24 protein-coding genes are annotated in these 23295 nt (G+C 53.6%); 16 read left to right on the top strand and 8 right to left on the bottom strand.

Annotated elements, in window-relative coordinates:
* Positions 1-18: 18 nt before the first annotated feature.
* The 7 genes from JGF26_RS00990 to ves all read left to right on the top strand — a co-directional run bounded on the left by JGF26_RS00990 (position 19) and on the right by ves (position 7738).
* Positions 19-1239 (top strand): aspartate aminotransferase family protein, encoded by a 1221-nt coding sequence (locus JGF26_RS00990; RefSeq protein WP_134707564.1) that lies wholly within the window; start codon positions 19-21, stop codon positions 1237-1239.
* Positions 1236-2270: an arginine N-succinyltransferase gene (gene astA, locus JGF26_RS00985; RefSeq protein WP_028017202.1), complete on the top strand. Its 1035-nt coding sequence runs from the start codon at positions 1236-1238 to the stop codon at positions 2268-2270. The genes JGF26_RS00990 and astA overlap by 4 nt, the downstream gene beginning before the upstream one ends.
* The gene (astD, locus tag JGF26_RS00980) at positions 2267-3754 is read left to right on the top strand and encodes a succinylglutamate-semialdehyde dehydrogenase (protein WP_028017203.1); all 1488 of its coding nucleotides are present in this window, start codon (positions 2267-2269) and stop codon (positions 3752-3754) included. The genes astA and astD overlap by 4 nt, the downstream gene beginning before the upstream one ends.
* Positions 3741-5066: an N-succinylarginine dihydrolase gene (gene astB / locus JGF26_RS00975; protein WP_028017204.1), complete on the top strand. Its 1326-nt coding sequence runs from the start codon at positions 3741-3743 to the stop codon at positions 5064-5066. Before astD ends, astB begins: the two co-directional genes overlap by 14 nt.
* A 10-nt stretch (positions 5067-5076) precedes the next feature.
* Positions 5077-6042 (top strand): succinylglutamate desuccinylase, encoded by a 966-nt coding sequence (astE, locus tag JGF26_RS00970; RefSeq protein WP_028017205.1) that lies wholly within the window; start codon positions 5077-5079, stop codon positions 6040-6042.
* A 337-nt stretch (positions 6043-6379) separates the two neighbouring features.
* Complete coding sequence (gene spy, locus JGF26_RS00965; RefSeq protein WP_028017206.1) at positions 6380-6874, top strand: ATP-independent periplasmic protein-refolding chaperone Spy; 495 nt, start codon at positions 6380-6382, stop codon at positions 6872-6874.
* A 297-nt stretch (positions 6875-7171) separates the two neighbouring features.
* Positions 7172-7738, top strand: coding sequence for an environmental stress-induced protein Ves (ves, locus tag JGF26_RS00960; protein WP_028017207.1), 567 nt, complete (start codon positions 7172-7174; stop codon positions 7736-7738).
* Here the strand turns inward: ves and cho are convergent.
* Positions 7707-8585, bottom strand: coding sequence for an excinuclease Cho (gene cho, locus JGF26_RS00955; RefSeq protein ID WP_032666814.1), 879 nt, complete (start codon positions 8583-8585; stop codon positions 7707-7709). The two genes, ves and cho, sit on opposite strands and share 32 nt — an antisense overlap.
* A gap of 115 nt (positions 8586-8700) precedes the next feature.
* Entirely contained in the window at positions 8701-9528 is an 828-nt protein-coding gene (gene nadE / locus JGF26_RS00950; RefSeq protein ID WP_108090159.1) for an ammonia-dependent NAD(+) synthetase, read from the bottom strand.
* A gap of 232 nt (positions 9529-9760) precedes the next feature.
* Between nadE and osmE the strand changes: the two genes are divergently transcribed.
* From osmE to chbG, 7 genes are all read left to right on the top strand, one after another.
* The gene (gene osmE, locus JGF26_RS00945) at positions 9761-10102 is read left to right on the top strand and encodes an osmotically-inducible lipoprotein OsmE (RefSeq protein WP_008500677.1); all 342 of its coding nucleotides are present in this window, start codon (positions 9761-9763) and stop codon (positions 10100-10102) included.
* Positions 10103-10386: 284 nt separating this feature from the next.
* Positions 10387-10704, top strand: a complete 318-nt coding sequence (gene chbB / locus JGF26_RS00940) for a PTS N,N'-diacetylchitobiose transporter subunit IIB (RefSeq protein ID WP_014883474.1) — start codon at positions 10387-10389, stop codon at positions 10702-10704.
* 79 nt (positions 10705-10783) lie between these two features.
* A complete protein-coding gene (chbC, locus tag JGF26_RS00935; RefSeq protein ID WP_028017210.1) occupies positions 10784-12142 on the top strand; it encodes a PTS N,N'-diacetylchitobiose transporter subunit IIC in 1359 nt (452 codons plus the stop codon).
* A gap of 46 nt (positions 12143-12188) precedes the next feature.
* Entirely contained in the window at positions 12189-12536 is a 348-nt protein-coding gene (gene chbA, locus JGF26_RS00930; protein WP_028017211.1) for a PTS N,N'-diacetylchitobiose transporter subunit IIA, read from the top strand.
* Positions 12533-13384, top strand: coding sequence for a transcriptional regulator ChbR (chbR, locus tag JGF26_RS00925; RefSeq protein ID WP_256125016.1), 852 nt, complete (start codon positions 12533-12535; stop codon positions 13382-13384). Before chbA ends, chbR begins: the two co-directional genes overlap by 4 nt.
* 110 nt (positions 13385-13494) lie before the next feature.
* Positions 13495-14850 carry a 6-phospho-beta-glucosidase gene (locus JGF26_RS00920; RefSeq protein ID WP_028017213.1) on the top strand — a complete coding sequence of 452 codons (1356 nt, stop codon included), beginning with the start codon at positions 13495-13497 and terminating at the stop codon, positions 14848-14850.
* 11 nt (positions 14851-14861) lie between these two features.
* On the top strand, positions 14862-15620 hold the full coding sequence (chbG, locus tag JGF26_RS00915; RefSeq protein WP_049007593.1) for a chitin disaccharide deacetylase: 759 nt from the start codon (positions 14862-14864) through the stop codon (positions 15618-15620).
* 38 nt (positions 15621-15658) lie between these two features.
* On the opposite strand, the gene katE is transcribed toward chbG, so the two are convergent.
* Complete coding sequence (gene katE, locus JGF26_RS00910; protein ID WP_134707565.1) at positions 15659-17908, bottom strand: catalase HPII; 2250 nt, start codon at positions 17906-17908, stop codon at positions 15659-15661.
* A gap of 50 nt (positions 17909-17958) precedes the next feature.
* Between katE and cedA the strand changes: the two genes are divergently transcribed.
* A complete protein-coding gene (cedA, locus tag JGF26_RS00905; protein WP_306671787.1) occupies positions 17959-18351 on the top strand; it encodes a cell division activator CedA in 393 nt (130 codons plus the stop codon).
* 49 nt (positions 18352-18400) lie between these two features.
* Here the strand turns inward: cedA and JGF26_RS00900 are convergent, their stop codons facing one another.
* From JGF26_RS00900 to hxpB, 3 genes are all read right to left on the bottom strand, one after another.
* Positions 18401-19792: an L-cystine transporter gene (locus tag JGF26_RS00900; protein WP_028017216.1), complete on the bottom strand. Its 1392-nt coding sequence runs from the start codon at positions 19790-19792 to the stop codon at positions 18401-18403.
* A gap of 127 nt (positions 19793-19919) precedes the next feature.
* Positions 19920-20510, bottom strand: coding sequence for a metal-dependent hydrolase (locus JGF26_RS00895; protein ID WP_014883483.1), 591 nt, complete (start codon positions 20508-20510; stop codon positions 19920-19922).
* Between the two features lie 101 nt (positions 20511-20611).
* Positions 20612-21283, bottom strand: a complete 672-nt coding sequence (gene hxpB / locus JGF26_RS00890; protein WP_028017217.1) for a hexitol phosphatase HxpB — start codon at positions 21281-21283, stop codon at positions 20612-20614.
* A 148-nt stretch (positions 21284-21431) separates the two neighbouring features.
* On the opposite strand from hxpB, the gene JGF26_RS00885 reads away from it, so the two are divergent.
* The gene (locus JGF26_RS00885; RefSeq protein ID WP_049007596.1) at positions 21432-21968 is read left to right on the top strand and encodes a YniB family protein; all 537 of its coding nucleotides are present in this window, start codon (positions 21432-21434) and stop codon (positions 21966-21968) included.
* Between the two features lie 37 nt (positions 21969-22005).
* Here the strand turns inward: JGF26_RS00885 and JGF26_RS00880 are convergent, their stop codons facing one another.
* Complete coding sequence (locus JGF26_RS00880; protein WP_134707566.1) at positions 22006-22866, bottom strand: fructosamine kinase family protein; 861 nt, start codon at positions 22864-22866, stop codon at positions 22006-22008.
* Between the two features lie 105 nt (positions 22867-22971).
* A complete protein-coding gene (ghoS, locus tag JGF26_RS00875; RefSeq protein WP_028017220.1) occupies positions 22972-23262 on the bottom strand; it encodes a type V toxin-antitoxin system endoribonuclease antitoxin GhoS in 291 nt (96 codons plus the stop codon).
* Positions 23263-23295: the final 33 nt, after the last annotated feature.

The raw sequence follows: 23295 nt of genomic DNA, 5'->3' as shown, positions 1-23295 counted from the left end.
TTACCTGATGAGGTCGCTATGTCTCTGTCAATTACGCGTGAAAATTTCGATGAATGGATGATGCCAGTATACGCTCCGGCGGCTTTTATTCCGGTTCGTGGGGAAGGCTCACGCCTGTGGGACCAGCAGGGTAAAGAGTATATCGACTTTGCAGGTGGGATTGCGGTGAACGCGCTGGGCCATGCTCATCCGGCACTGCGTCAGGCACTGAATGACCAGGCGGCGAAGTTCTGGCATACCGGCAACGGGTTTACCAACGAGCCCGCTCTGCGTCTGGCGAAAAAACTGATCGACGCAACATTTGCCGAAAAAGTCTTTTTCTGTAACTCGGGGGCAGAAGCGAACGAAGCGGCGCTGAAGCTGGCGCGCAAATATGCACACGATAAGTTTGGCACACACAAAAGCGGTATTGTCGCGTTTAAGAACGCCTTCCACGGTCGCACGCTCTTTACCGTCAGCGCGGGCGGTCAGCCTTCTTATTCGCAGGATTTTGCACCGCTGCCACCCGATATTCGTCACGGTGTCTATAACGATCTCCAGTCAGCCAGCGAGCTGATCAACGACACCACCTGCGCGGTAATTGTTGAGCCGATGCAGGGCGAGGGTGGCGTGCTTCCGGCGCAAAAAGCGTTCCTGCAGGGGCTGCGCGAACTGTGCGATCGTCATAATGTGGTACTGATTTTTGATGAAGTGCAAACGGGGGTGGGCCGTACCGGTGAACTGTATGCCTACATGCACTACGGTGTGACGCCGGACGTCCTTTCGACAGCCAAAGCGCTGGGCGGCGGCTTCCCGATTGGGGCAATGCTGACCACCGATAAATTCGCCAGCGTGATGACCGTGGGGACCCATGGCACCACCTATGGCGGCAACCCGCTGGCAACCGCCGTTGCCGGACAGGTTCTCGACATCATTAACACCCCTGAGGTGTTGAAAGGCGTTAAGCAGCGTCACGACTGGTTTGTTGAACGCCTGAATGCCATCAACAGTAAGACCGGCCTGTTCAAAGAAATTCGCGGTCTGGGGCTGTTAATCGGCTGCGAGCTCACCGCCGAGTTTGCCGGAAAAGCTAAACTTATTTCACAGGAAGCGGCAAAAGTGGGCGTAATGGTGCTGATTGCCGGTGCCAACGTGGTGCGTTTTGCTCCTGCGCTGATTGTCAGCCAGGAAGAGGTGCAAACTGGTTTAGATCGCTTTGCGCTGGCCTGCGAACATGTGAAATCCGGGGTGTCATCATGATGGTCATCCGTCCCGTTGAGCGCGGCGATCTCGCCGGGCTCATGCAGCTTGCCGGTAAGACGGGAGGTGGGTTGACCTCACTTCCCGCCGACGAAAAAACACTGTCGGCGCGCATTGAGCGCGCCCTGCACACCTGGCAGGGGACGTTGCCAAAAAGCGAACAGGGTTATGTGTTCGTTCTTGAAGATACCGACACCGGTGCTGTTGCCGGGATTTGCGCCATCGAAGTGGCTGTTGGGTTAAACGACCCGTGGTACAACTATCGCGTCGGCACGATGGTTCATGCTTCGAAAGAGCTGAACGTCTATAACGCGCTGCCGACGCTGTTTCTTTGTAATGACCACACGGGCGCCAGCGAGCTCTGCACGCTGTTCCTCGACCCGGCGTGGCGCAAAGAGGGCAACGGTTACCTGCTTTCTAAATCACGCTTTATGTTTATGGCCGCCTTCCGCGATCGCTTTAACGAAAAGGTAGTGGCCGAGATGCGCGGCGTGATCGACGACACCGGCTACTCACCGTTCTGGGAGAGCCTGGGCGAGCGCTTCTTCTCGATGGAGTTCAGCCGGGCGGACTATCTCTGCGGTACCGGTCAGAAAGCGTTTATTGCCGAACTGATGCCGAAGCATCCTATCTATACCCATTTCTTAACCCCGGAAGCGCAGGCGGTGATTGGCGAAGTGCATCCGCAAACCGCGCCCGCCCGCGCGGTGCTGGAGAAAGAGGGCTTCCGCTACCGTAACTATGTCGACATCTTTGACGGCGGGCCAACGCTTGAGTGCGATATCGACCGCGTGCGTGCGATTCGTAAAAGCCGGCTGGTTGAGGTCGCTGAAGGTCAGCCCGCGCCGGGTGACTGGCCGGCATGTCTGGTGTCGAATGAGAATTACACCAACTTCCGCGCCATGCTGGTGCGTACCAACCCGAAATGTGAACGTCTGGTGCTGACGGCTGCAGAACTGGATGCCCTGAAATGTAACGCCGGCGATACGGTTCGCCTGGTGCGTCTCTGCCCTGAGGAGAAAACAGCATGACATTATGGATTAACGGTGACTGGGTCACGGGCGAAGGCGAACAGCGCGTAAAGACCAATCCGGTAGGAAAAGAGGTGCTCTGGAAAGGGAATGACGCCAGCGTCGCGCAGGTTGAACAAGCCTGTCATGCCGCGCGCCGCGCGTTTCCGGCGTGGGCAAAACAGCCTTTCGCCGTGCGTCAGGCCATTGTTGAAAAGTTTGCCGGTTTGCTGGAGGCGAACAAAGCCGAACTGACGCGCATCATCGCCTCTGAGACCAGTAAACCGCGCTGGGAAGCAACAACCGAAGTGACGGCGATGATCAACAAAATTGCCATTTCGGTGAAGGCTTACCACACCCGTACCGGTGAACAGCACACCGAGATGCCGGACGGTGCGGCCACGCTGCGCCACCGTCCGCACGGCGTGCTGGCGGTGTTTGGTCCGTACAACTTCCCGGGGCATCTGCCGAATGGTCACATTGTGCCCGCACTGCTGGCGGGCAATACAGTGATTTTCAAACCGAGCGAGTTAACGCCATTAACCGGTGAGGCGGTGGTGAAGCTGTGGGAACAAGCTGGATTGCCACCAGGCGTGCTGAATCTGGTACAGGGTGGGCGTGAAACCGGTCAGGCGCTGAGCGCGTTGAGCGATATTGACGGTCTGTTGTTTACCGGCAGCGCCGGAACGGGCTATCAGTTGCATCGCCAGCTGGCGGGGCAGCCGGAAAAAATTCTGGCGCTGGAGATGGGCGGTAACAATCCACTGATCGTGGAAGATCCTGACGATATTGACGCTGCCGTGCATCTGACCATTCAGTCCGCCTTTATTACCGCCGGACAGCGCTGTACCTGTTCCCGTCGCTTACTGGTAAAACGTGGTGCGCAGGGGGATGCCTTCCTGAAACGGCTGGTTGAAGTGAGCGCGCGTCTGGTACCTGCAACGTGGGATGCCGACCCGCAGCCGTTTATGGGCGGTCTGATTTCCGAGCAGGCGGCGTTGAATGTGCTGAAGGCCTGGCAGGATCACGTCGCGCGCGGCGCGAAAACGCTGCTCGAACCGAAGCAGGTTCAGCCGGGTGCCTCGCTGCTTACGCCGGGCATCGTTGAGATGAGCGGGGCGAGCAACGTGCCGGACGAAGAGGTCTTTGGTCCGCTGCTGTGCGTCTGGCGTTACGACGATTTTGATGAGGCGATTGCAATGGCCAATAACACCCGTTACGGCCTGTCGAGCGGGCTGATTTCGCCGCATCGCGAGAAGTTTGATCGGCTGCTGCTGGAAGCGCGCGCCGGGATTGTGAACTGGAATAAACCGCTGACCGGTGCAGCGAGCACCGCGCCGTTCGGCGGCGTGGGGGCATCGGGCAACCATCGCGCCAGCGCGTGGTACGCCGCGGATTACTGCGCGTGGCCGATGGCAAGCCTGGAAACCCCGGCGCTGACGCTGCCGGAAACGCTCAATCCGGGTCTGGACTTTACCGGAGGGGATCGTCATGAAAGCGCGTGAAGTCAACTTTGACGGGCTGGTGGGGCTGACGCACCACTATGCGGGTCTCTCTTTTGGTAATGAAGCCTCGACGAAGCATCGTTTTCAGGTCTCCAACCCGAAACTGGCGGCGAAACAGGGGCTGCTAAAAATGAAAGCGCTGGCGGATGCCGGTTTCCCGCAGGCGGTTATTCCGCCGCAAGAGCGCCCAAACGTGGCAGTGTTGCGTCAACTTGGCTTCACCGGCAGCGATGAGCAGGTGGTTGAAAAAGCGGGTACACAGACACCGCATCTGCTCTCTGCGGCAAGCTCTGCCTCATCAATGTGGGTGGCCAACGCGGCAACCGTCGCACCGTCAGCCGATACGCTGGATGGAAAAGTCCATTTGACGGTGGCGAACCTGAACAACAAATTCCACCGCGCCACCGAAGCGGAAACCACCGAGCGCGTGTTGCGCGCCATTTTCAGTCATGACGACCATTTTGCGGTGCATCAGGCTCTGCCACAGGTGGCGATGTTTGGCGACGAAGGGGCTGCCAACCATAACCGGCTGGGAGGTGATTATGGCGACCCTGGTGTGCAGTTGTTTATTTACGGGCGTGAGGAGGGCGGTCATTCCGAACCCGTCCGCTATCCGGCCCGTCAGACGCTGGCGGCGAGTCAGGCCGTTGCCCGCCTGAATCAGGTCAATCCTTCCCAGGTGATTTTTGCCCAGCAGAATCCACAGGTGATTGACCAGGGCGTGTTCCACAACGACGTGATTGCCGTCTCCAACCGCCAGGTACTGTTCTGCCATGAGCAGGCGTTTGCCCATCAGGAGAAGCTGCTCGCTACGTTGCATGAACGCGTACCGGGTTTTATGCCGATTCAGGTGCCGACGCAGGCGGTCAGCGTGCAGGATGCAGTGGAAACCTATCTCTTCAACAGCCAGCTGTTGAGCCGTGACGATGGCAGCATGATGCTGGTGCTGCCGCAGGAGTCCCGGGATCATAAAGGGGTGTGGCGTTATCTGTCAGACCTGGTTAAGGCCGATAACCCAATTGACGAACTGCGCGTCTTTGACCTGCGTGAAAGTATGGCCAACGGCGGTGGGCCAGCCTGTCTGCGCCTGCGCGTGGTACTGACGCAGAATGAAATGCAGGCTGTTAATCCGGCAGTGATGATGAACGAGACGCTGTTTAACACCCTGAACGACTGGGTGGATCGTTACTATCGTGACCGGTTAACGCAGGCCGACCTGGTCGACCCTCAGCTGCTGCGCGAAGGCCGTGAGGCGCTGGACGCGTTGACATCCATCCTGCAGCTGGGATCGGTTTATCCGTTCCAGCGCTAAAGGAGTGAGTATGGAAAATCTACTGGCGCTGACCCTGGCTGACGAAACGCCTGAGCAGAGTGAGGGGGAGGGCCCCTCATTCCACTGGCGCTGGTTGGGGCGCGGAGTGCTTGAGCTGACGCCGACTGCGAAAAGCGATCTGTCGCTGCTGCTTTCAACGGGGATTCATGGGAATGAAACGGCACCCGTTGAGATTGTCGATCTGCTGTTGCGCGCGCTGTATCGCGGAGATATCACCCTTAAGTGTCGTGTGCTGGTAGTGCTCGGCAACCCGCCTGCGCTGGCACAAAACAAACGGTATCTGGTGAGCGATATTAACCGCATGTTCGGTGGGCGCTGGTCGCAGTTTCCACAGAGTGACGAAACGGTGCGGGCAGAGTGGCTGGAGAACGTCGTGAGCGCGTTTTTTGCGGCTGCGGGGCCTGCGCGCTGGCATCTGGATCTGCATACGGCGATCCGGGCGTCTTATCATGTTCGCTTTGGCGTTCTGCCGCAGCGTCATCAGCCGTGGGATGAATCGTTCCTGAGCTGGCTGGGCGATGCCGGGCTGGAGGCGCTGGTCTTTCATCAGTCACCGGGGGGAACGTTTACTCACTTTACCTGCGAACGTTTCGCTGCGCTGGCGTGTACCCTGGAGCTGGGAAAAGCACTCCCGTTCGGCCAGAACGATCTGACTCGCTTTGCGCCTACGCATCTCGCTCTTCGGGCGCTGCTGGGAGGAACGGTTCCTGAGCACGCGCATCAGCCCGTTGAACGGTATCGGGTCGTGCAGCAGATCACTCGCCGCAGCGATGCCTTCCTGCTTCATATGGCTGCACATACGCTCAACTTTACCCCGTTCCGTAAAGGCGTCCTGTTGGCCGAAGATGGTGAGGATCGTTATGAAGTACAGAAGACAACCGAATATGTGTTGTTTCCTAACCCGTCGGTGGCGTTTGGTTTGCGAGCCGGATTGATGCTGGAAAAAATCTCCTGAGTATTTCCCCTCTCGTCCTCTGAGGGGGGAAGGAAAAACCTTTTCTTAACGATTAAAGCGTTCGCACTTCTTTTGCAGAATATTCCTGGTGAATTGCTTTATTATTAATCTTCACTTCGCTATACTCATGCTTAATTTCTTTAAAATCATCGTGTTGTTTATTTTTTGTTGCAACTCTCCACGCTTTATCCTTATTTCCTCCACATTTGGCGAAAATTTGTTTTTTACACTTTCATTGTTTTACCGTTGCTCTGACTAATTGACGATAAAGCCCGTAAAGTTAATCTCGTCAACACGGCATAGCGCCGAAGAATAACTGAAAGAAAGGAAATAAATTATGCGTAAACTTACTGCACTGTTTGTTGCTTCTACCCTGGCTCTGGGCGCTACCAGCATGGCGTTCGCCGCAGATACGACCACCACCGCTGCCGCGCCAACTGAAGGCAAAATGATGATGCATCATAAAGGCAAGCCGGGTATGCACAACGAGATGATGATGTTTAAAGATCTGAATCTGACGGATGCGCAGAAGCAGCAGATCCGCGATATCAGGAAAGGCGAACGCGACCAGATGAAACGTCCTCCGCTTGAAGAGCGTCGCGCAATGCATGACATCATCGCCAGCGATAGTTTCGATAAGGCGAAAGCTGAAGCGCAGATCGACAAAATGGCTGAGCAGCACAAAGCCCGCATGCTGGCTCACATGGAAACCCAGAATAAGATCTACAACATTCTGACTCCGGAACAGAAAAAACAATTTAATGCGAATTTTGAGAAGCGTCTGACAGAACGTCCGGCGATGGAAGGTAAAATGCCAGCACCAACCGAATAATCGGTTCAACATCTTAAGACCGCCGGGATCCTGTCCACAAAAGCGCTATCGCTGTGGACAGGACCGGCGGTTTTTCTTTCCTTCCCTCTTGTCTGCCACCGCGAGCGCGGTATGCTCCTGTAGTCGCTTCAGAGAATGTTCGTAGAGTCATGGCGTTAGAATTTTTATTAACGTTCAGTTAATGCCTGCCCGCTCTGCTGCCGATACTGTGTCTGTGAAACCCTAACGATAACAAACAAGACAGCAACGATAGCAATATCCTTGCCCTGGCACAGGTTGTGCCATTCAGGAGTGGTGATGGAGTTCTTTGATATCCGTAAGATGCCGGTCAGTCTCTGGCGCAATGGTGCTGGCGAAACGCGAGAGATTTGTTGTTTTCCTCCCGCGACGCGGGATTTTTACTGGCGTGCCAGTATTGCGACTATTGCCAGTAACGGTGAATTCTCCTCTTTTCCCGGTGTTGATCGGGTCATAACGTTACTGGAGGGAGGAGAGGTGACGCTGGATGCCGGTCAGGCATTCTGTCATACCCTGAAACAGCATCAGCCTTACAGTTTTTCTGGCGATCTACCGGTAAAAGCACTGCTGGCGGATGGAAGGATGGCAATGGATTTCAACATCATGACCCGGCGCGATTGCTGCCAGGCAAAAGTACGCGTTGCCGATCGTACCTTTACCACCTTTGGTTCCCGGGGCGGCGTGGTGTTCGTGTTAGGCGGCGCGTGGCAGTTGGGGGATAAATTGTTGACCGCCGATCAGGGGGCATTCTGGGAAGAGGGTACCCACACTCTCCGTCTGCTGGAGTCTGAAGGCACCTTATTGTTCAGTGAAATTAACTGGCTGGCGGGTCACTCAGCACAATGATCTCATATTTGCCGGTTAATACCGGCTTACAGAGTATTTTGTAGCCGTCATGATCGAATCCGGCGGGTGTGCGTAGCAAGGTTGCCGCGTCGTTTACATTGTCAACGGCGCCCAGCCAAAGCCAGTTATTGATGATGTGATACTGGGTCATCGCTTCACCCACTTCCTTTAGGGCAACGGCATTTTCCCACGGCCAGCAGGCGACACTGATGGCCGCCAGCCCGTTGAGAAGCCGGGCATGATGTTCCTCAACACTTTCTTTCCCACAACAAGCACCTGCGCAGCGCTTCAGAGCGGATCGGAAACAGGCGCGCCCACGGGTGGTTGCCTCCAGACCCAACAGGCTGTAACAAAGCTGTAAATCATCCGCCAGCGTTTGCAGGGCCTGGAGTGCCGCACGTTTATTCGCGAATAACCCATACAGATTTGGGGCATGTGAAAAATCGACTTCACGTGCGTAGACAATCTGCGGTTTGCCCGCGGTTATCTGCAGGGAGCAAAGCTGACGATTGCGGCGCAAGCGCTTATTGAACAGCGGTTGTTGCTCTTTGATAAGTCGGGCTTCAAGCAACAGCGCGCCCATTTCTCCTGCGGTCTGAACCCAGGTAATGCGTCGTGACTGGCGCAGCATGGCGGCCTCGTCCGGCGTACGGAGATGGGATAATACCCGGCTGCGAATATTGACGCTTTTACCGATATAGAGTGGCAGGGTGTTACTCTCACCGTGAAAGATGTACACGCCAGGCTGTTTAGGCAGCGCCTCCAGCCATGGGCGAAGGTGCTCGGGATATTCGTAGATAGCCGCCGCTTCAAACTCAAGACGCGGGGCGGATTGACGCCTGCTCACATACCACTCCCTATACTGTTCAGGTATACAGTGTAGCAGGAGTGTGGTGGTTAAAAAAGAGCCGGGTGGCGGCTGCGCCTTACCCGGCCTAGATTATGCGGGTTACCGTTTTGCTCTATTTCTTCCAGAAGTCGTCAAACACCGTGATAGGCGTGTGGCGCTTGTGCTCGGTTTTCAGATACCAGCCTTCGATGATTTTCGCGGTACCTTCATCCAGTTTTTTACCTTCCAGATAATCATCAATATTGTCATAGGTGACGCCAAGCGCCGCTTCATCTGGCAGGGAAGGGCGATCGTCTTCAAGATCCGCTGTCGGCGCTTTCTTGTAAAGATGCTCAGGGCAACCCAGCGTGGCCAGCAGTTGCTTACCCTGACGCTTGTTCAGACGGAAAATGGGGTTGATGTCGGTGCCGCCGTCGCCATATTTGGTGAAGAAACCGGTGATCGCTTCTGCTGCATGGTCGGTTCCAACAACTACACCTTTGGTCATCCCGGCGATGCTGTACTGCGCTTTCATGCGCTCACGGGCTTTCTCGTTCCCACGGACAAAATCACTCAATTCTATGCCGGCTTCGCGGAGCGCCTGCTCGCTTGCCAGGACCGAACCTTTAATATTGACGGTCAGTACGCGGTCAGGCTGAATGAACGAAATGGCATCCTGGCAATCCTGCTCGTCGGCCTGCACGCCATACGGAAGACGCACGGCGATAAACTGCAGTGTCTCATCACCGGTCTCTTCGCGAAGCTCTGAAATGGCCATCTGGCAGAGTTTACCGGTCAGCGTCGAGTCCTGGCCCCCGCTGATGCCCAGCACCAGGGATTTCAGGAAAGGGTTCGTTTTTAAATAAGATTTTAAAAAATCCACGCTGCGGCGGATCTCTTCATGTGCATCTACCGCAGGCTTCGCGCCCAGCGCCTGAATAATCTCTTGTTGCAGAGCCATCATGCCCTCCATATGCAGAACATAAACCGAATGTATTTACTGCTAAAACTAACCCTTTGGGCGAGAAACGACAAGGATCACAGTTTTGAGTGCGCTAATTTGCGGCGATTTAGCAGGTTATCATTGTTTTATTAGAATTTTCCGAAATTCGTCTGGCGTAATTCACAAAGTTGAACAATCGTACTTTTTATTCCATGCTTAGATAACACGCTGATAAACAAGAGGACGGAATATGAACAAGAACGTAGCAGGAATTCTTAGCGCAGCGGCAGTACTGACTATGCTGGCAGGGTGTACAGCTTACGATCGCACCAAAGATCAGTTCACACAGCCAGTGGTTAAAGATGTCAAAAAAGGCATGACCCGTTCGCAGGTGGCTGCGATTGCCGGTAAACCTTCTTCTGAAGTGACCATGATCCATGCGAAAGGAACCTGCCAGACCTATATCCTGGGTCAACGTGATGGTAAGGCAGAGACCTACTTTGTCGCCCTGGATGATACCGGCCATGTTATTAACTCCGGCTATCAGACCTGTGCTGAATACGACACCGATCCGCAGGCACCTAAGGCGTAGTAACCCTGCGTATCTGAGGATGTTAACAAACCGACCAGTGGGTCGGTTTTTTTATGCATACAAAAATCTTATTTCTTTGCGCGAATTATTTGCCCGAAATGTGAAGGGAGTCAACAAGCCAGGTCAATGAGAGACAATTTGAGTCTGTTCAGAATTATCCCCTGTCTGTACCATTGCGTATACTCACTCCAACGACAAACAACGATACACAAGCTACCTGTCTGCCGGGACAGCGAGTCGAGTGATAGCAAGATGGCAGGTAGTCATACAAGAGGGAAATTATGATGGAAAAGAAACATATTTACCTGTTCTGCTCAGCGGGCATGTCAACCTCGCTTCTGGTGTCAAAGATGCGTGCACAAGCTGAAAAGTATGAAGTCCCTGTGGTGATTGAAGCGTTTCCTGAGACGCTGGCGGGCGAAAAAGGCCAGAAAGCCGACGTCGTTTTACTGGGGCCGCAAATCGCCTATATGTTACCCGAAATTCAACGACTGTTACCGAATAAACCGGTCGAAGTGATCGACTCAGGGCTGTACGGCAAGATTGATGGTTTAGGTGTACTGAAAGCTGCTGTGGCAGCCATTAAAAAAGCTGCTAATTAATTTTTATTTTTCCCGTCAAAGAGTTATTTCACACACAATACGCCGTAACTTGTGTTGCGGCATTTAAGGGTATTTTCCTATGAGTAAAGTCATCGCTTCACTTGAAAAGGTACTCCTTCCTTTTGCTGTTAAAATAGGAAAGCAGCCTCACGTTAATGCCATCAAAAACGGTTTTATTAAATTAATGCCGTTGACGCTGGCCGGGGCAATGTTCGTTTTAATTAACAACGTTTTTCTGAGCTTTGGTGAAGGTTCCTTCTTTTATTCATTAGGAATTCGGTTAGACGCTTCGACTATTGAAACCCTTAACGGTTTTAAAGCCATCGGCGGCAACGTCTATAACGGGACGTTAGGTATTATGTCGCTGATGGCGCCTTTCTTTATAGGGATGGCGCTGGCAGAAGAGCGGAAAGTGGATCCACTGGCCGCTGGTTTATTATCCGTTGCCGCATTTATGACCGTGACTCCTTACAGTGTCGGTGAAGCGTATGCAGTAGGCGCCAACTGGCTGGGCGGAGCTAACATCATTTCCGGTATTGTTATCGGGCTGGTGGTGGCGGAGATGTTCACCTTTATTATTCGTCGAAACTGGGTTATCCGTTTGCCAGATAGCGTTCCGGCTTCGGTTTCTCGTTCATTTTCCGCGTTGATTCCAGGCTTCATTATTCTTTCCATCATGGGGATTATCGCCTGGGCGCTTTCTCACTGGGGCACTAACTTCCACCAGATCATCATGGACTCTATCTCTACGCCGCTGGCGTCAATGGGTGGAGTGGTCGGTTGGGCGTATGTGATTTTCACTTCTCTGCTGTGGTTCTTCGGCGTGCATGGTTCACTGGCACTGGCAGCGCTGGACAGCGGGATTATGACCCCATGGGCACTGGAAAACGTAGCACTTTACCAGCAGTACGGCTCTGTTGACGCGGCGCTGGCAGCGGGTAAAACCTTCCATGTGTGGGCGAAGCCGATGCTTGACTCCTATATCTTCCTGGGCGGTACCGGGGCGACCTTGGGTCTGATCATCGCGGTCTTTATTGTCTCTCGTCGTGCTGACTATCGTCAGGTGGCGAAACTGGCGCTGCCTTCAGGTATCTTCCAGATTAACGAACCGATCCTGTTTGGTCTGCCAATCATCATGAACCCGGTGATGTTCATCCCGTTCATTCTGATTCAGCCGCTGCTGGCAGCCATTACCCTGACGGCCTATTACATGGGGATCATTCCACCAATCACCAACATTGCACCATGGACAATGCCGGCGGGTCTGGGCGCGTTCTTCAACACCAACGGCAGCGTGGCGGCCTTCCTGCTGGCGATATTCAACCTCGGGATTGCAACACTGCTTTACATGCCATTCGTGGCGATTGCGAACAAAGCAGCAACCATCATTGATGAAGAAGAGAGCGAAGAGGATATTGCCCTCTCACTGAAATTCTAAGATTGACCGGCGCGGGGAAACCCGCGCCAGCCACAAGGAGCTTAAAATGTTAGATTTGGATAGTATTGTTGCAGAAGAAAGCGCAGAGAACGATCTCGAAGAAGTGGTGATGGGGCTCATCATCAATTCCGGACAAGCCCGCAGCCTGGCCTATGCCGCCCTCAAGCAGGCCAAGCAGGGGGATTTCGCCGCCGCGAAAACCATGATGGATCAGTCCCGTACGGCGCTGAATGAAGCGCACCTGGTGCAGACGAAGCTCATCGAAGGTGACCAGGGGGAAGGGAAGATGAAGGTTAGCCTGGTGCTGGTACACGCGCAGGATCACCTGATGACGTCGATGCTGGCACGCGAGCTGGTGGCGGAGTTAATTGAGCTTCACGAGAAAATGCAATAAGTCAGGTCAGGCAGCAGGAGGTCAGCACGATGGAAATTAAAACCGCACTTGAGCAGCAACTGTTTAATGGCAAGAATTTTCACGTGGTCATTTACAACAAAACGGAGAGCGCCAGCGGTCTGCACCAGCATGACTACTATGAGTTCACGATTGTTCTGACCGGCCGCTACTACCAGGAAATTAACGGTAAGCGCGTCCTGCTTGAACGGGGCGATTTTGTCTTCTTACCGATGGGATCCTATCACCAGAGCTTTTACGAATTTGGTGCCACACGCATTCTGAATGTGGGCGTCAGCAGACGCTTCTTTGAGAAGCACTATCTGCCGCTGGTACCGTTCTGCTTTGTGGCATCGCAGGTCTATCGTGTCAAAAACGAGTTTATGACCTGGATTGAAACGGTTATCGCCTCGCTTAACTTCCGCGACAATGAATTCGATGAGTTTATTGAAACGGTGACATTCTATGTGATGAACCGGCTGCGCCATCATCGCGAAGAGCAGCAGGTCACGGATGATGTTCCGCAATGGCTGCGCGGTACTGTGGAACTGATGCACGATAAAGGGCAGTTCAGTGAAAATGCGCTGGAGAATATGGTTTCACTGTCGGGAAAATCGCAGGAATATCTGACTCGCGCGACACAGCGTTATTATCGTAAAACACCTGTGCAAATTATTAATGAAATCCGCATTAATTTTGCAAAAAAACAGCTGGAAATTACCAACTATTCTGTCACCGATATTGCTTACGAATCCGGATACAGTAGCCCCAGTCTGTTTATTAAAACCTTTAAGAAATTGACATCGTTCACCCCGAACAGTTACCGGAAAAACTTGACGGTAATTAATTAACTTTCGGCGGATTTACCCGCCGCGAATATTGCCTTGATTGCTTGCCCAAATAGCGGGAAGAGTACGCTATATCTTGCAGGCGATTAACCTGATACGCTAAGGGAGATATTATGCAAAAGAAATTAAAAGTCGTAACCATTGGTGGCGGCAGCAGTTATACCCCGGAATTACTTGAAGGTTTCCTGAAACGTTATCATGAATTACCGGTTAGCGAGTTATGGCTGGTTGACGTTGAGGAAGGCCAGGAGAAACTGAATATTATTTTCGATCTGTGCAAGCGCATGGTTGAGAAAGCCGGTGTGCCTTTAACCGTGCATAAAACCCTGGATCGTCGACTGGCGCTGAAAGATGCGGATTTCGTTACCACCCAGCTACGCGTGGGTCAGTTAAAGGCACGTGAACTGGACGAACGCATTCCACTGAGTCACGGTTATCTGGGACAAGAGACCAACGGCGCGGGCGGCCTGTTCAAAGGTTTGCGTACCATCCCAGTCATTTTCGACATTATCAAGGATGTCGAAGAGATTTGCCCGAACGCATGGGTGATTAACTTTACTAACCCGGCCGGGATGGTGACCGAGGCGGTCTACCGCCATACGGGTTTCAAACGCTTTATCGGCGTCTGTAATATTCCGATTGGCATGAAGATGTTTATCCGCGACGTTCTGGAACTGACCGACAACGACGATCTCTCCATCGATCTATTCGGCCTGAACCACATGGTGTTTATCAAAGATGTCATTGTGAACGGAAAATCGCGCTTTGCCGAACTGCTCGACGGCGTGGCCTCCGGTCGCCTGACGGCGGCGTCAGTGAAAAACATCTTTGACCTGCCGTTCAGCGAAGGGCTGATCCGCTCGCTGAATCTGCTGCCATGCTCATACCTGCTTTACTACTTTAAGCAGAAAGAGATGCTGGCTATCGAAATGGGCGAGTACTATAAGGGCGGCGCGCGTGCGCAGATCGTTCAGAAGGTTGAGAAGCAGCTGTTCGATTTGTATAAAGATCCGAACCTGAACGTCAAACCGAAAGAGCTGGAGCAGCGCGGCGGGGCATATTACTCCGATGCAGCATGTGAAGTTATCAATGCCATTTACAACGATAAGCAAGCGGAGCATTACGTTAATGTGCCGCATCATGGTCATATCGACAACATTCCGGCTGACTGGGCCATCGAGATGACCTGTATTCTGGGGCGTGATGGGGCGAAACCACATCCACGCATCACCCATTTTGATGACAAAGTCATGGGCCTGATTCACACCATCAAAGGATTTGAAGTGGCTGCCAGTCATGCGGCGTTAAGCGGTGAGCTTAATGACGTGCTGCTGGCGCTGAACCTCAGCCCGCTGGTCCATTCTGATCGCGATGCGGAGCAACTGGCCAGTGAAATGATTCTGGCACATGAAAAATGGTTGCCGAACTTTGCTGCAACAATAGAGAAGCTGAAGTTCAAACACCGTTAAGGGGATGCGCAATGGAAAACCTGCTGATCGTCAATGCTGATGATTTTGGTCTCTCCAGAGGTCAAAACTACGGCATTATTGAAGCCTGCCGTCGGGGGATCGTGACCTCCACAACGGCACTGGTTAATGGTGAAGCGGTTGAACACGCGGCGCAGTTGAGCCGCGACGTCCCGGCGCTGGGCGTCGGCATGCACTTTGTGTTGACGCTTGGGATGCCGCTTTCGCAGATGCCAGGTCTGACTCGCGACGGACAGCTGGGTAAGTGGATTTGGGAACTGGCGGAGCAGGATGCTCTGCCGCTCGAAGAGATTACCCGTGAGCTGGACTGTCAGTTCAACCGCTTTGTTGATGTGTTTGGCAAGGAGCCGACGCACATTGACAGTCACCATCACGTCCATATGATCCCCGCGATTTTCCCGCTTGTTGCGGAATTTGCGCGACGTAAAGGGGTTGCAATGCGCGTGGATCGTGACGTGCAGGCGCTGCACGGCCTGTCATTCTTCTCAGTGCCCACAACGGACGGATTCAGCAGCGCGTTTTATGGCGAAGGGATCGATGAAGCACTGTTCCTGAAAGTGCTGGATGATTCCGCCGCCCGAGGCGAACGGTCGGTGGAGGTGATGGCGCACCCCGCTTTTGTTGATAACACCGTGCGTAAAAGCGCCTACTGCTGGCCTCGACTGGCGGAACTGGATGTGCTGACGTCGGCATCGCTCAAGTATGCGATTGCCGAGCGCGGATATCGGTTGGGAACGTTCAGGGATCTGTAAGAAGTGCCGGGGGCGGTTTCGCCTTACCCGGCATTTTTTTACGCCGGTATCTGGTCAATCTTACTGCTGCGCGACCAGACGCGATGAACAGCGAGCAAATCAAACAGTTTCGTCATAAACGCGTCATTGACGTTATCGCCCTCCACAATGCCATCCTCACCCTGATCCGCCACCTTCAACTGCGCTTTAAACTGTCGCGCATCGCCGGATAGCGCGATCGGTTTAAGGTGTTTATAGGCTTCCAGCAAGTAATAGACGGCGTCACCGTTGGTCAGCAGGCTGTTAATATCCCCGCACGGCACAATTACCGCATCGACGGTTAGCGATGGCGCGCCGGCAAAAGTCGCCGCCACCGGCAGCACGGAGCCGTCATTGGCGGTCACTTCGCCCATGCGGGAATAAAGCAGTTTGGCGTGCACGCCTTGCTTTTTCAGCGCCTGCATAATTCCCAGCACATCACTGGCGCGGGTTTTATCATTTAGCAGAATGGCGACCACGCGGCCTTTAATTGAGCCACCCGGCACTGCGTACAGACTCAGTGACGGATCTTTTTTCACACCATTAACCGCTTTTGGCGGCGCCAGGTTGCGTTGCTCATCGGTGAGCGTAATACCCAGGTTATCGGCTACGCTCTGAGCAAGCTGAACATCAATATGCGCCAGCTGGTCGACCACGCGCTCGCGGATATAGGTGCGCACCACTTTGCTGAGCTCAAAGATGAAGCCGCCGATAATGTGCTGCTGCTCAATCGGCGTCTGGCTGTTCCAGAACAGGCGAGGGTGGGCGTAATACTCGCCAAACGACGGGCTGCGCTCGCGAATTTTGTTGCCATCAATACGCTCCTGATACGATTCGAATCCACCGCGTTTCGGCCCGGGTGGGGTTTCGCGCGGCCAGTTATCGTTGATGGAGTTCGGTTCATAGTTCGCCGGGTTGGTATCAATATCCTGACGGTGCATCCCGTCCCGCTGGAAGTTGTGGTACGGACAGGTTGGACGGTTAATCGGGATTTCGTGGAAATTCGGCCCACCTAGACGGCTGATCTGCGTATCGGTATACGAGAATAAACGTCCCTGTAAGAGAGGATCGTTGGTGAAATCCAGCCCCGGCACGATATGCCCCGGGTGGAACGCGACCTGTTCGTTTTCGGCGAAGAAATTATCCGGGTTACGGTTGAGCACCATTTTACCCACCAGCTGAACCGGCACCAGCTTCTCCGGGATCAGTTTGGTCGGGTCAAGGAGATCGAAATCGAACTTGCATTCGTCCTCTTCCGGAATGAGCTGCAGGCCCAGTTCGTATTCCGGGAAATCGCCCGCTTCAATGGACTCCCACAGCTCGCGGCGATGGAAGTCCGGATCGCGTCCGGTGAGCTTCTGCGCTTCGTCCCACACCAGCGAGGCTTTACCCGCCACAGGCTTCCAGTGGAAGCGGACAAACGTGGCTTTTCCCTCGGCATTGATCAGACGGAAGGTATGGATGCCAAATCCTTCCATTGTACGATAACTGCGCGGAATGCCCCTGTCTGACATCGCCCACATCACGTTGTGTAAGGTTTCAGGCTGCAGGGAGACATAGTCCCAGAAGGTGTCGTGCGCACTTTGTCCCTGCGGTATGGCCCAGTGAGGCTCTGGTTTTACCGCATGGACAAAGTCAGGAAATTTATGCGCATCCTGAATGAAAAACACGGGAGTGTTGTTGCCCACCAGATCGAAAATTCCCTCTTCGGTATAAAATTTGGTGGCAAAGCCGCGGATATCCCGGACGGTGTCTGCCGAACCCGCGCCGCCCTGCACGGTGGAGAAACGCACAAACACCGGTGTGATTTTATCCGGGTCGGAGAGGAAATCCGCTTTGGTGATCGCTTTCAGACTCTTATAGGGCTGAAAGTAGCCGTGGGCCGCGGAACCGCGGGCGTGGACGATGCGTTCCGGTATCCGTTCGTGGTCAAAATGGGTGATTTTTTCCCGCAGGATAAAATCTTCCAGCAGGGTCGGCCCGCGCGCGCCTGCGCGAAGGGAGTTCTGATCGTCAGCAATGCGCACGCCCTGATTGGTGGTGAGCGCAAAACCTTCGCCGCCTTTACGGTGTGGCGCTAGAGATTTCAGTTTTTCATTTCCCGTGTCCGGTGATTTCACGCTTCCCGGTGCGGTAGGTTGTTCGCCTGGGGCTGAAGGGCCGGGAGAGGGGCGGTGAGAGCCGTCAGCAGGGGCGAGGGAGTCCATTCCCGGTTGAGACTCTTCAGTGCCATGAATCGGCGATTGATGTGTTTTATCTTTGTTCGACATTGCACGATGCTCCTTGATTCATTGCTAAAAAACCTTTTAAGGATAGGACAATGTCGCAAGATGGTTTGCTAACTAAGAGTTTTCACATGCCGTCATTAGCGAAAGAAGCCATCTCACCCACTCGGGGCGCGACGGAAGGTAGCAGGATCGGCTATCATAGAATTTTCCTGCTTCAAGAATTTGCTTTAGTGAACCAGTCGCTTATGAAACCTCTTCGCCAACAAAACCGCCAGGTTATTAGCTATGTGCCCCGCGTTGAACCCGCGCCGCCGGATCATGCCCTGAAAGTGGAGGGTTTTCGTGATGTCTGGCTGTTACGCGGTAAATATGTGGCGTTTGTGCTGATCGGTGAACATTTCCGTCGTTCCCCGACTTTTACAGTACCGGAATCCGCGCAACGGTGGGCGATGCAGATCCGCCAGGATGAAGAGGTTGAAGAGTAACAGCCATAAAAAAAACCGCCATCAGGCGGTTTTTTTTAATTGTCAGTGTTTAACGGTGCGCCAGTTCGACGTCGTCTTCACTTTCCAGAATCGCTTTGTCAGTCTGCTTCAGCCACTGGCTGGTCAGCGTACCGGCCGTCATTGAGCCGCTTACGTTCAGCGCGGTACGCCCCATGTCGATCAGCGGTTCAACGGAGATCAGCAGCGCAACCAGCGTCACCGGCAGACCCAGAGCAGGCAGCACGATCAGCGCGGCGAAGGTTGCGCCACCACCGACACCTGCAACGCCTGCGGAACTTATGGTCACAATCCCTACCAGTGTAGCAATCCAGACTGGGTCAAGCGGGTTGATACCCACGGTTGGAGCAACCATCACCGCCAGCATCGCCGGGTAAAGACCTGCACAACCGTTCTGACCGATGGTGGCACCAAAAGAGGCAGAGAAGCTGGCGATAGACTCAGGCACGCCCAGACGGCGGGTCTGTGCTTCAACGTTCAGCGGAATAGACGCGGCGCTGGAACGACTGGTGAAGGCGAAGGTCAGCACCGGCCAGACTTTGCGGAAGTATTTCAGCGGGCTAACGCCGTTCACACCCAGCAGGATACCGTGCACCACAAACATAATGCCCAGGCCCAGATAAGAGGCAATCACAAAACTACCCAGCTTGATGATGTCCTGCAGGTTAGAGCCCGCAACCACTTTGGTCATCAGCGCCAGAACACCATAAGGGGTTAACTGCATCACCAGACGAACCAACTTCATCACCCAGCTTTGCAGGGTATCGATAGCGGTCAGCACGCGTTCACCTTTTGGTGCATCGTCTTTCAGCAGTTTAAGTGCCGCCACACCCAGGAACGCGGCGAAAATGACCACGCTGATGATGGAGGTTGGGTTGGCGCCGGTCAGGTCAGCAAACGGGTTCTTCGGAATGAAGGAGAGCACCATTTGCGGAACGGTCAGGTCCGCCACTTTACCTACGTAGTTGGTTTGAATCGCGGTCAGACGCGCTGTTTCAGCACTGCCCTGAACCAGCCCTTCGGCAGTCAGGCCGAACAGGTTGGTGACCAGTACACCTACCAGCGCCGCAATCAGCGTGGTAAACAGCAGCGTACCAATGGTCAGGAAGCTGATTTTCCCCAGTTGGGTCGCGTTATGCAGTCGGGCAACGGCACTCAGAATAGAGGCAAACACCAGTGGCATAACGATCATCTGCAGCAGCTGAACATAGCCGTTACCGACAATGTTGAACCACTGAATGGAATCTTTCAGAACTGGATTGTCGGAGCCATAAATTGCCTGTAATGCCAGACCAAATACAACACCCATGACCAGACCAACCAGTACTTTTTTCGCCAGACTCCACTGTTTGTGGCGCGCCTGCGCGAGAAGCAATAGCAATACAACGAACACAATGACGTTCGCGATGAGTGGAAAATTCATCCCCGTTCTCCTGATTTATTATGGGGTCGGTTTTTACCGATCCTGTTGGCGCAAGGTTAGCAGAAGTGTGATGTAGCGCTTATATCCAAATGGAATGGGTTATGACAAATGAGATAGTTTTGTCTGTTTACTGTTCAATCTGGTGATGAATAAAACGATTGAACTGAAATTGCAGCGAATTAATCATCTGGGAAGACCAGCGGACTGCACTGTTTTCGGGCAATGTTTGCGGCATCCAGACAGCATAGGCAAACAGCGCCATGCACAATACGCGCTCAAGCTGGTTACCTTTCTGCGGTGCAAGGATGGGAAAACGGAAACGCCAGCGGCAGGGCCAAAGCAGCGGTACGCCCGCAGGCGTTAGCATATCGGCGAGAATATGGCTTAAATAGCCCAGCACCATCCCCTGGATGGCATCTGCGGGGACAATCCAGCTTTCGGGCACTTTTAAGTAGAAGAGCGTCAGCAGGCCGAACACGGCCAGCAGACTATGCGTAAATCCCCGGTGGCCAAACGCGCGAGCGATAGGTTTTGATACCCACTTAAGGCGTTGCCCAAGAAAGGATTTGGGGTGGTCAATGTCGGGCAGCAAACAGGTCAATACGGCGGAAGGGACAATATGCCACCAGTCCCCCTGCGCCAGCACGGGGGTAAGTTCAGCGTTTTTGGCAAATACTGCGCACGCAATAGAAAAAAGCAGGTGGCCTTCCGCCGTCATGATAAAACCCACAAAACTGTCAATTCATACAGTATAGGGTTTTTATACAGTAGGCGGAAGAGGTGACGGTGTAACTGTTTGTCACAAACCCAACGCAGGCATTAACCGCCCTGCAGGTGATGCGTCGTCAACCCGACCAGTGAAGTAAGCTTCACATCGGCAAGGGCAAACCGGGGATCGTGGCGGGTTTCTTCGGCTGGAACCACAATGGAGCGCATCCGTGCGGCTTTCGATGCCACCATACCGTTTACGGAGTCTTCCAGCGCAACGCAGTTGAGCGGATCAATACCCAGCTTAGCGGCACAGTCCAGATAGACCTGCGGGTGCGGCTTGCTGTAAGGCAATTTTTCCGCTGATGCCAGCGCGTCGAAACTGTCGCGCAGTTCAAACATGATGAGCACTTTTTCCAGCATATGCAGCGGTGAAGCAGAGGCCAGACCGACTTTCAGCCCCTGAGCTTTACACAGCGCGACGGCTTCACGTACCCCAGGCAGCAACGGCTTGTTCTCTTCGACCAGCGAGATGGCGCGGCTGATAATGCGTGCGGTCACTTCATCACGATCCGGGCCAACCCACGGCTGTTGGGCAAACCACAGATCGACGACCATATCAATGCGCAGGCCAAGCGTGTCTGGAAGTTCATTACGGCGGCTGATATCTACGCCAAGGCTGGCGATGACGTCCAGTTCGGCGCGATCCCACAACGGTTCGGAATCGATCAGTAATCCATCCATGTCAAAAATTGCGGCAAGAATTTGGCGCGGTGTCGACATCACAACGTCTCCTTATCCAGGGTGTTCGACAGACGATAAGTGCTAAGCACAACCTGCAATTTAGCATATTGCCTTTAAAGATCGGGCGAAATTGATGACCAGCAGGTAGACTTAGGCACAAATAACGCGTCTTTATGAAGAGGAACTGATGACGTATCAACAAGCTGGACGCATCGCGGTCTTAAAACGTATTGCTGGCTGGGTGATTTTTATTCCAGCTGTCATTTCTACGCTGATCTCTGTACTGAAATTTATGTACGATCACAGCGAAAAACAGCCGGGTATTAATGCGGTAATGCTTGATTTTGCGCATGTCATGATTGAGATGATGCGTTTTAACACACCATTCTTGAATGTCTTCTGGTTCAACTCACCCACCCCGGATTTTCATCAGCAACTGAATATCGGCTTTTGGGTCATTTACGCACTGATCTTTATCGCCCTCGCATTGCAGGCCTCTGGCGCACGAATGAGTCGTCAGACGCGCTTTCTACGCGAAGGGGTTGAGGATCAGTTAATTCTGGAGCAGGCTAAAGGCCCGGAAGGGATGAGTCGGGAGCAGATTGAATCCCGCATTGTTGTGCCGCGTCATACCATTTTTCTGCAAATTTTCCCGCTCTATATCCTCCCGGTGATCATCATTGTGGCGGGATACTTCTTCTTCTCGCTGCTCGGTTTTCTGTAACAGATAAGGGTGGCGAAAGAGCCACCCTTATCTGCCTTCACGCGGCAAGTATACGTTCAAGGGCCCGCTGCGCGTTGACCAGGTGCTCCCCGCCAAACAGGATGGCTCGGTTCATCAGCGTATAAAGCTGATACACCGGCTGGCGATCGAGGAAACCGGGCGGCAGGGGGGAAACCGACTGGTACCCATCATATATTTGCGGTGGCTGTTCCGGATGCAGCGGCAACATGGCCAGATCGCATTCTCTGTCACCCCAGTAGCAGGCCGGGTCAAAAATATAGGGGCCGTTAGGGCCTAGCGCGCAATTATTTGACCATAAATCGCCGTGTAGCAAAGAAGGCTGAGGCTGGTGGGATGCCAGACGCTGCTGAACGTGCTCAACGATGGCATCTATATTGCCAAATTCCAGCCCTTTTTCTGCGGCCAGCTCAAGTTGCCAGCCAATGCGTTGCTCAGCAAAAAACGTCGACCAGCGACGCTGCCAGGCATTAGGTTGTGGGGTAGTGGAGAGATCGTTGTCGAAATCGAGACCAAACTGCGGCTGGTCGCTCCATTGATGCAGGCGCGCTAAATGTTGGCCGAGAATGAAAGCATTATGGGCATCTAACGGACGGGCTGGGAGATATTCCATCACCAGAAAGCTGTAGTCTCGGTCACTCCCCACGGCCAGAACTTGTGGGACCGTCACAGTTTTACTGCGCGACAACAGTTCCAGCTGGTCAGCTTCGGCGGTAAAGATCGGAAGCAGTTCCCGCTCATCACATTTAACGAAAAGGTCGCGTCCAGCGTAGCGTAAATGCCACGCGGCGTGGATCTCTCCGCCTGGCAGTTCGTTACGCAGTTCAATTTCACCTTCACCCAGTTGCTCACTTAAAAGATGACTGATAGCCTGCCACATGTTGTCTCTCCCATGTTGTCTGCCAGATCATAAAGTTAGCGCATAATTGCGGTAAAAAAATACGAACTAACGCACACCTGAGCGGTTTAAATTCATGCAGGGCACTTATTGTTCTTTTTTCTTCCAGCTTTCCCAGGTTTCCACGTCAATTTCGGCAGGCTTGTCAGTCACGCTTTCCACCAGACTGGTGCCCAGCGCATGTACCTCTTCCTGGCTCAGGGGACTGATTATGCCGAATGTCAGCGTGCCTAAATCATGAACATTGCCCTCGTCATCCGTGAGCGTGAGGAGAAAATTAGCCCGGGTGAACGCGTTGTTGAGCTCATTCAGCTCGGTGAGCGATGCTTCATGAAGGTTGACGGTTACAACGTAGCGGGTGATGTCACCACTGCTCATAATTCACCTCATTGTTATCATGAAAGTTTTCTT

Source organism: Enterobacter sp. E1, assembly GCF_016809815.1.
In the GTDB taxonomy this organism is placed as follows: domain Bacteria; phylum Pseudomonadota; class Gammaproteobacteria; order Enterobacterales; family Enterobacteriaceae; genus Enterobacter; species Enterobacter adelaidei.
This window is presented reverse-complemented; position numbering and strand designations above follow the sequence as displayed.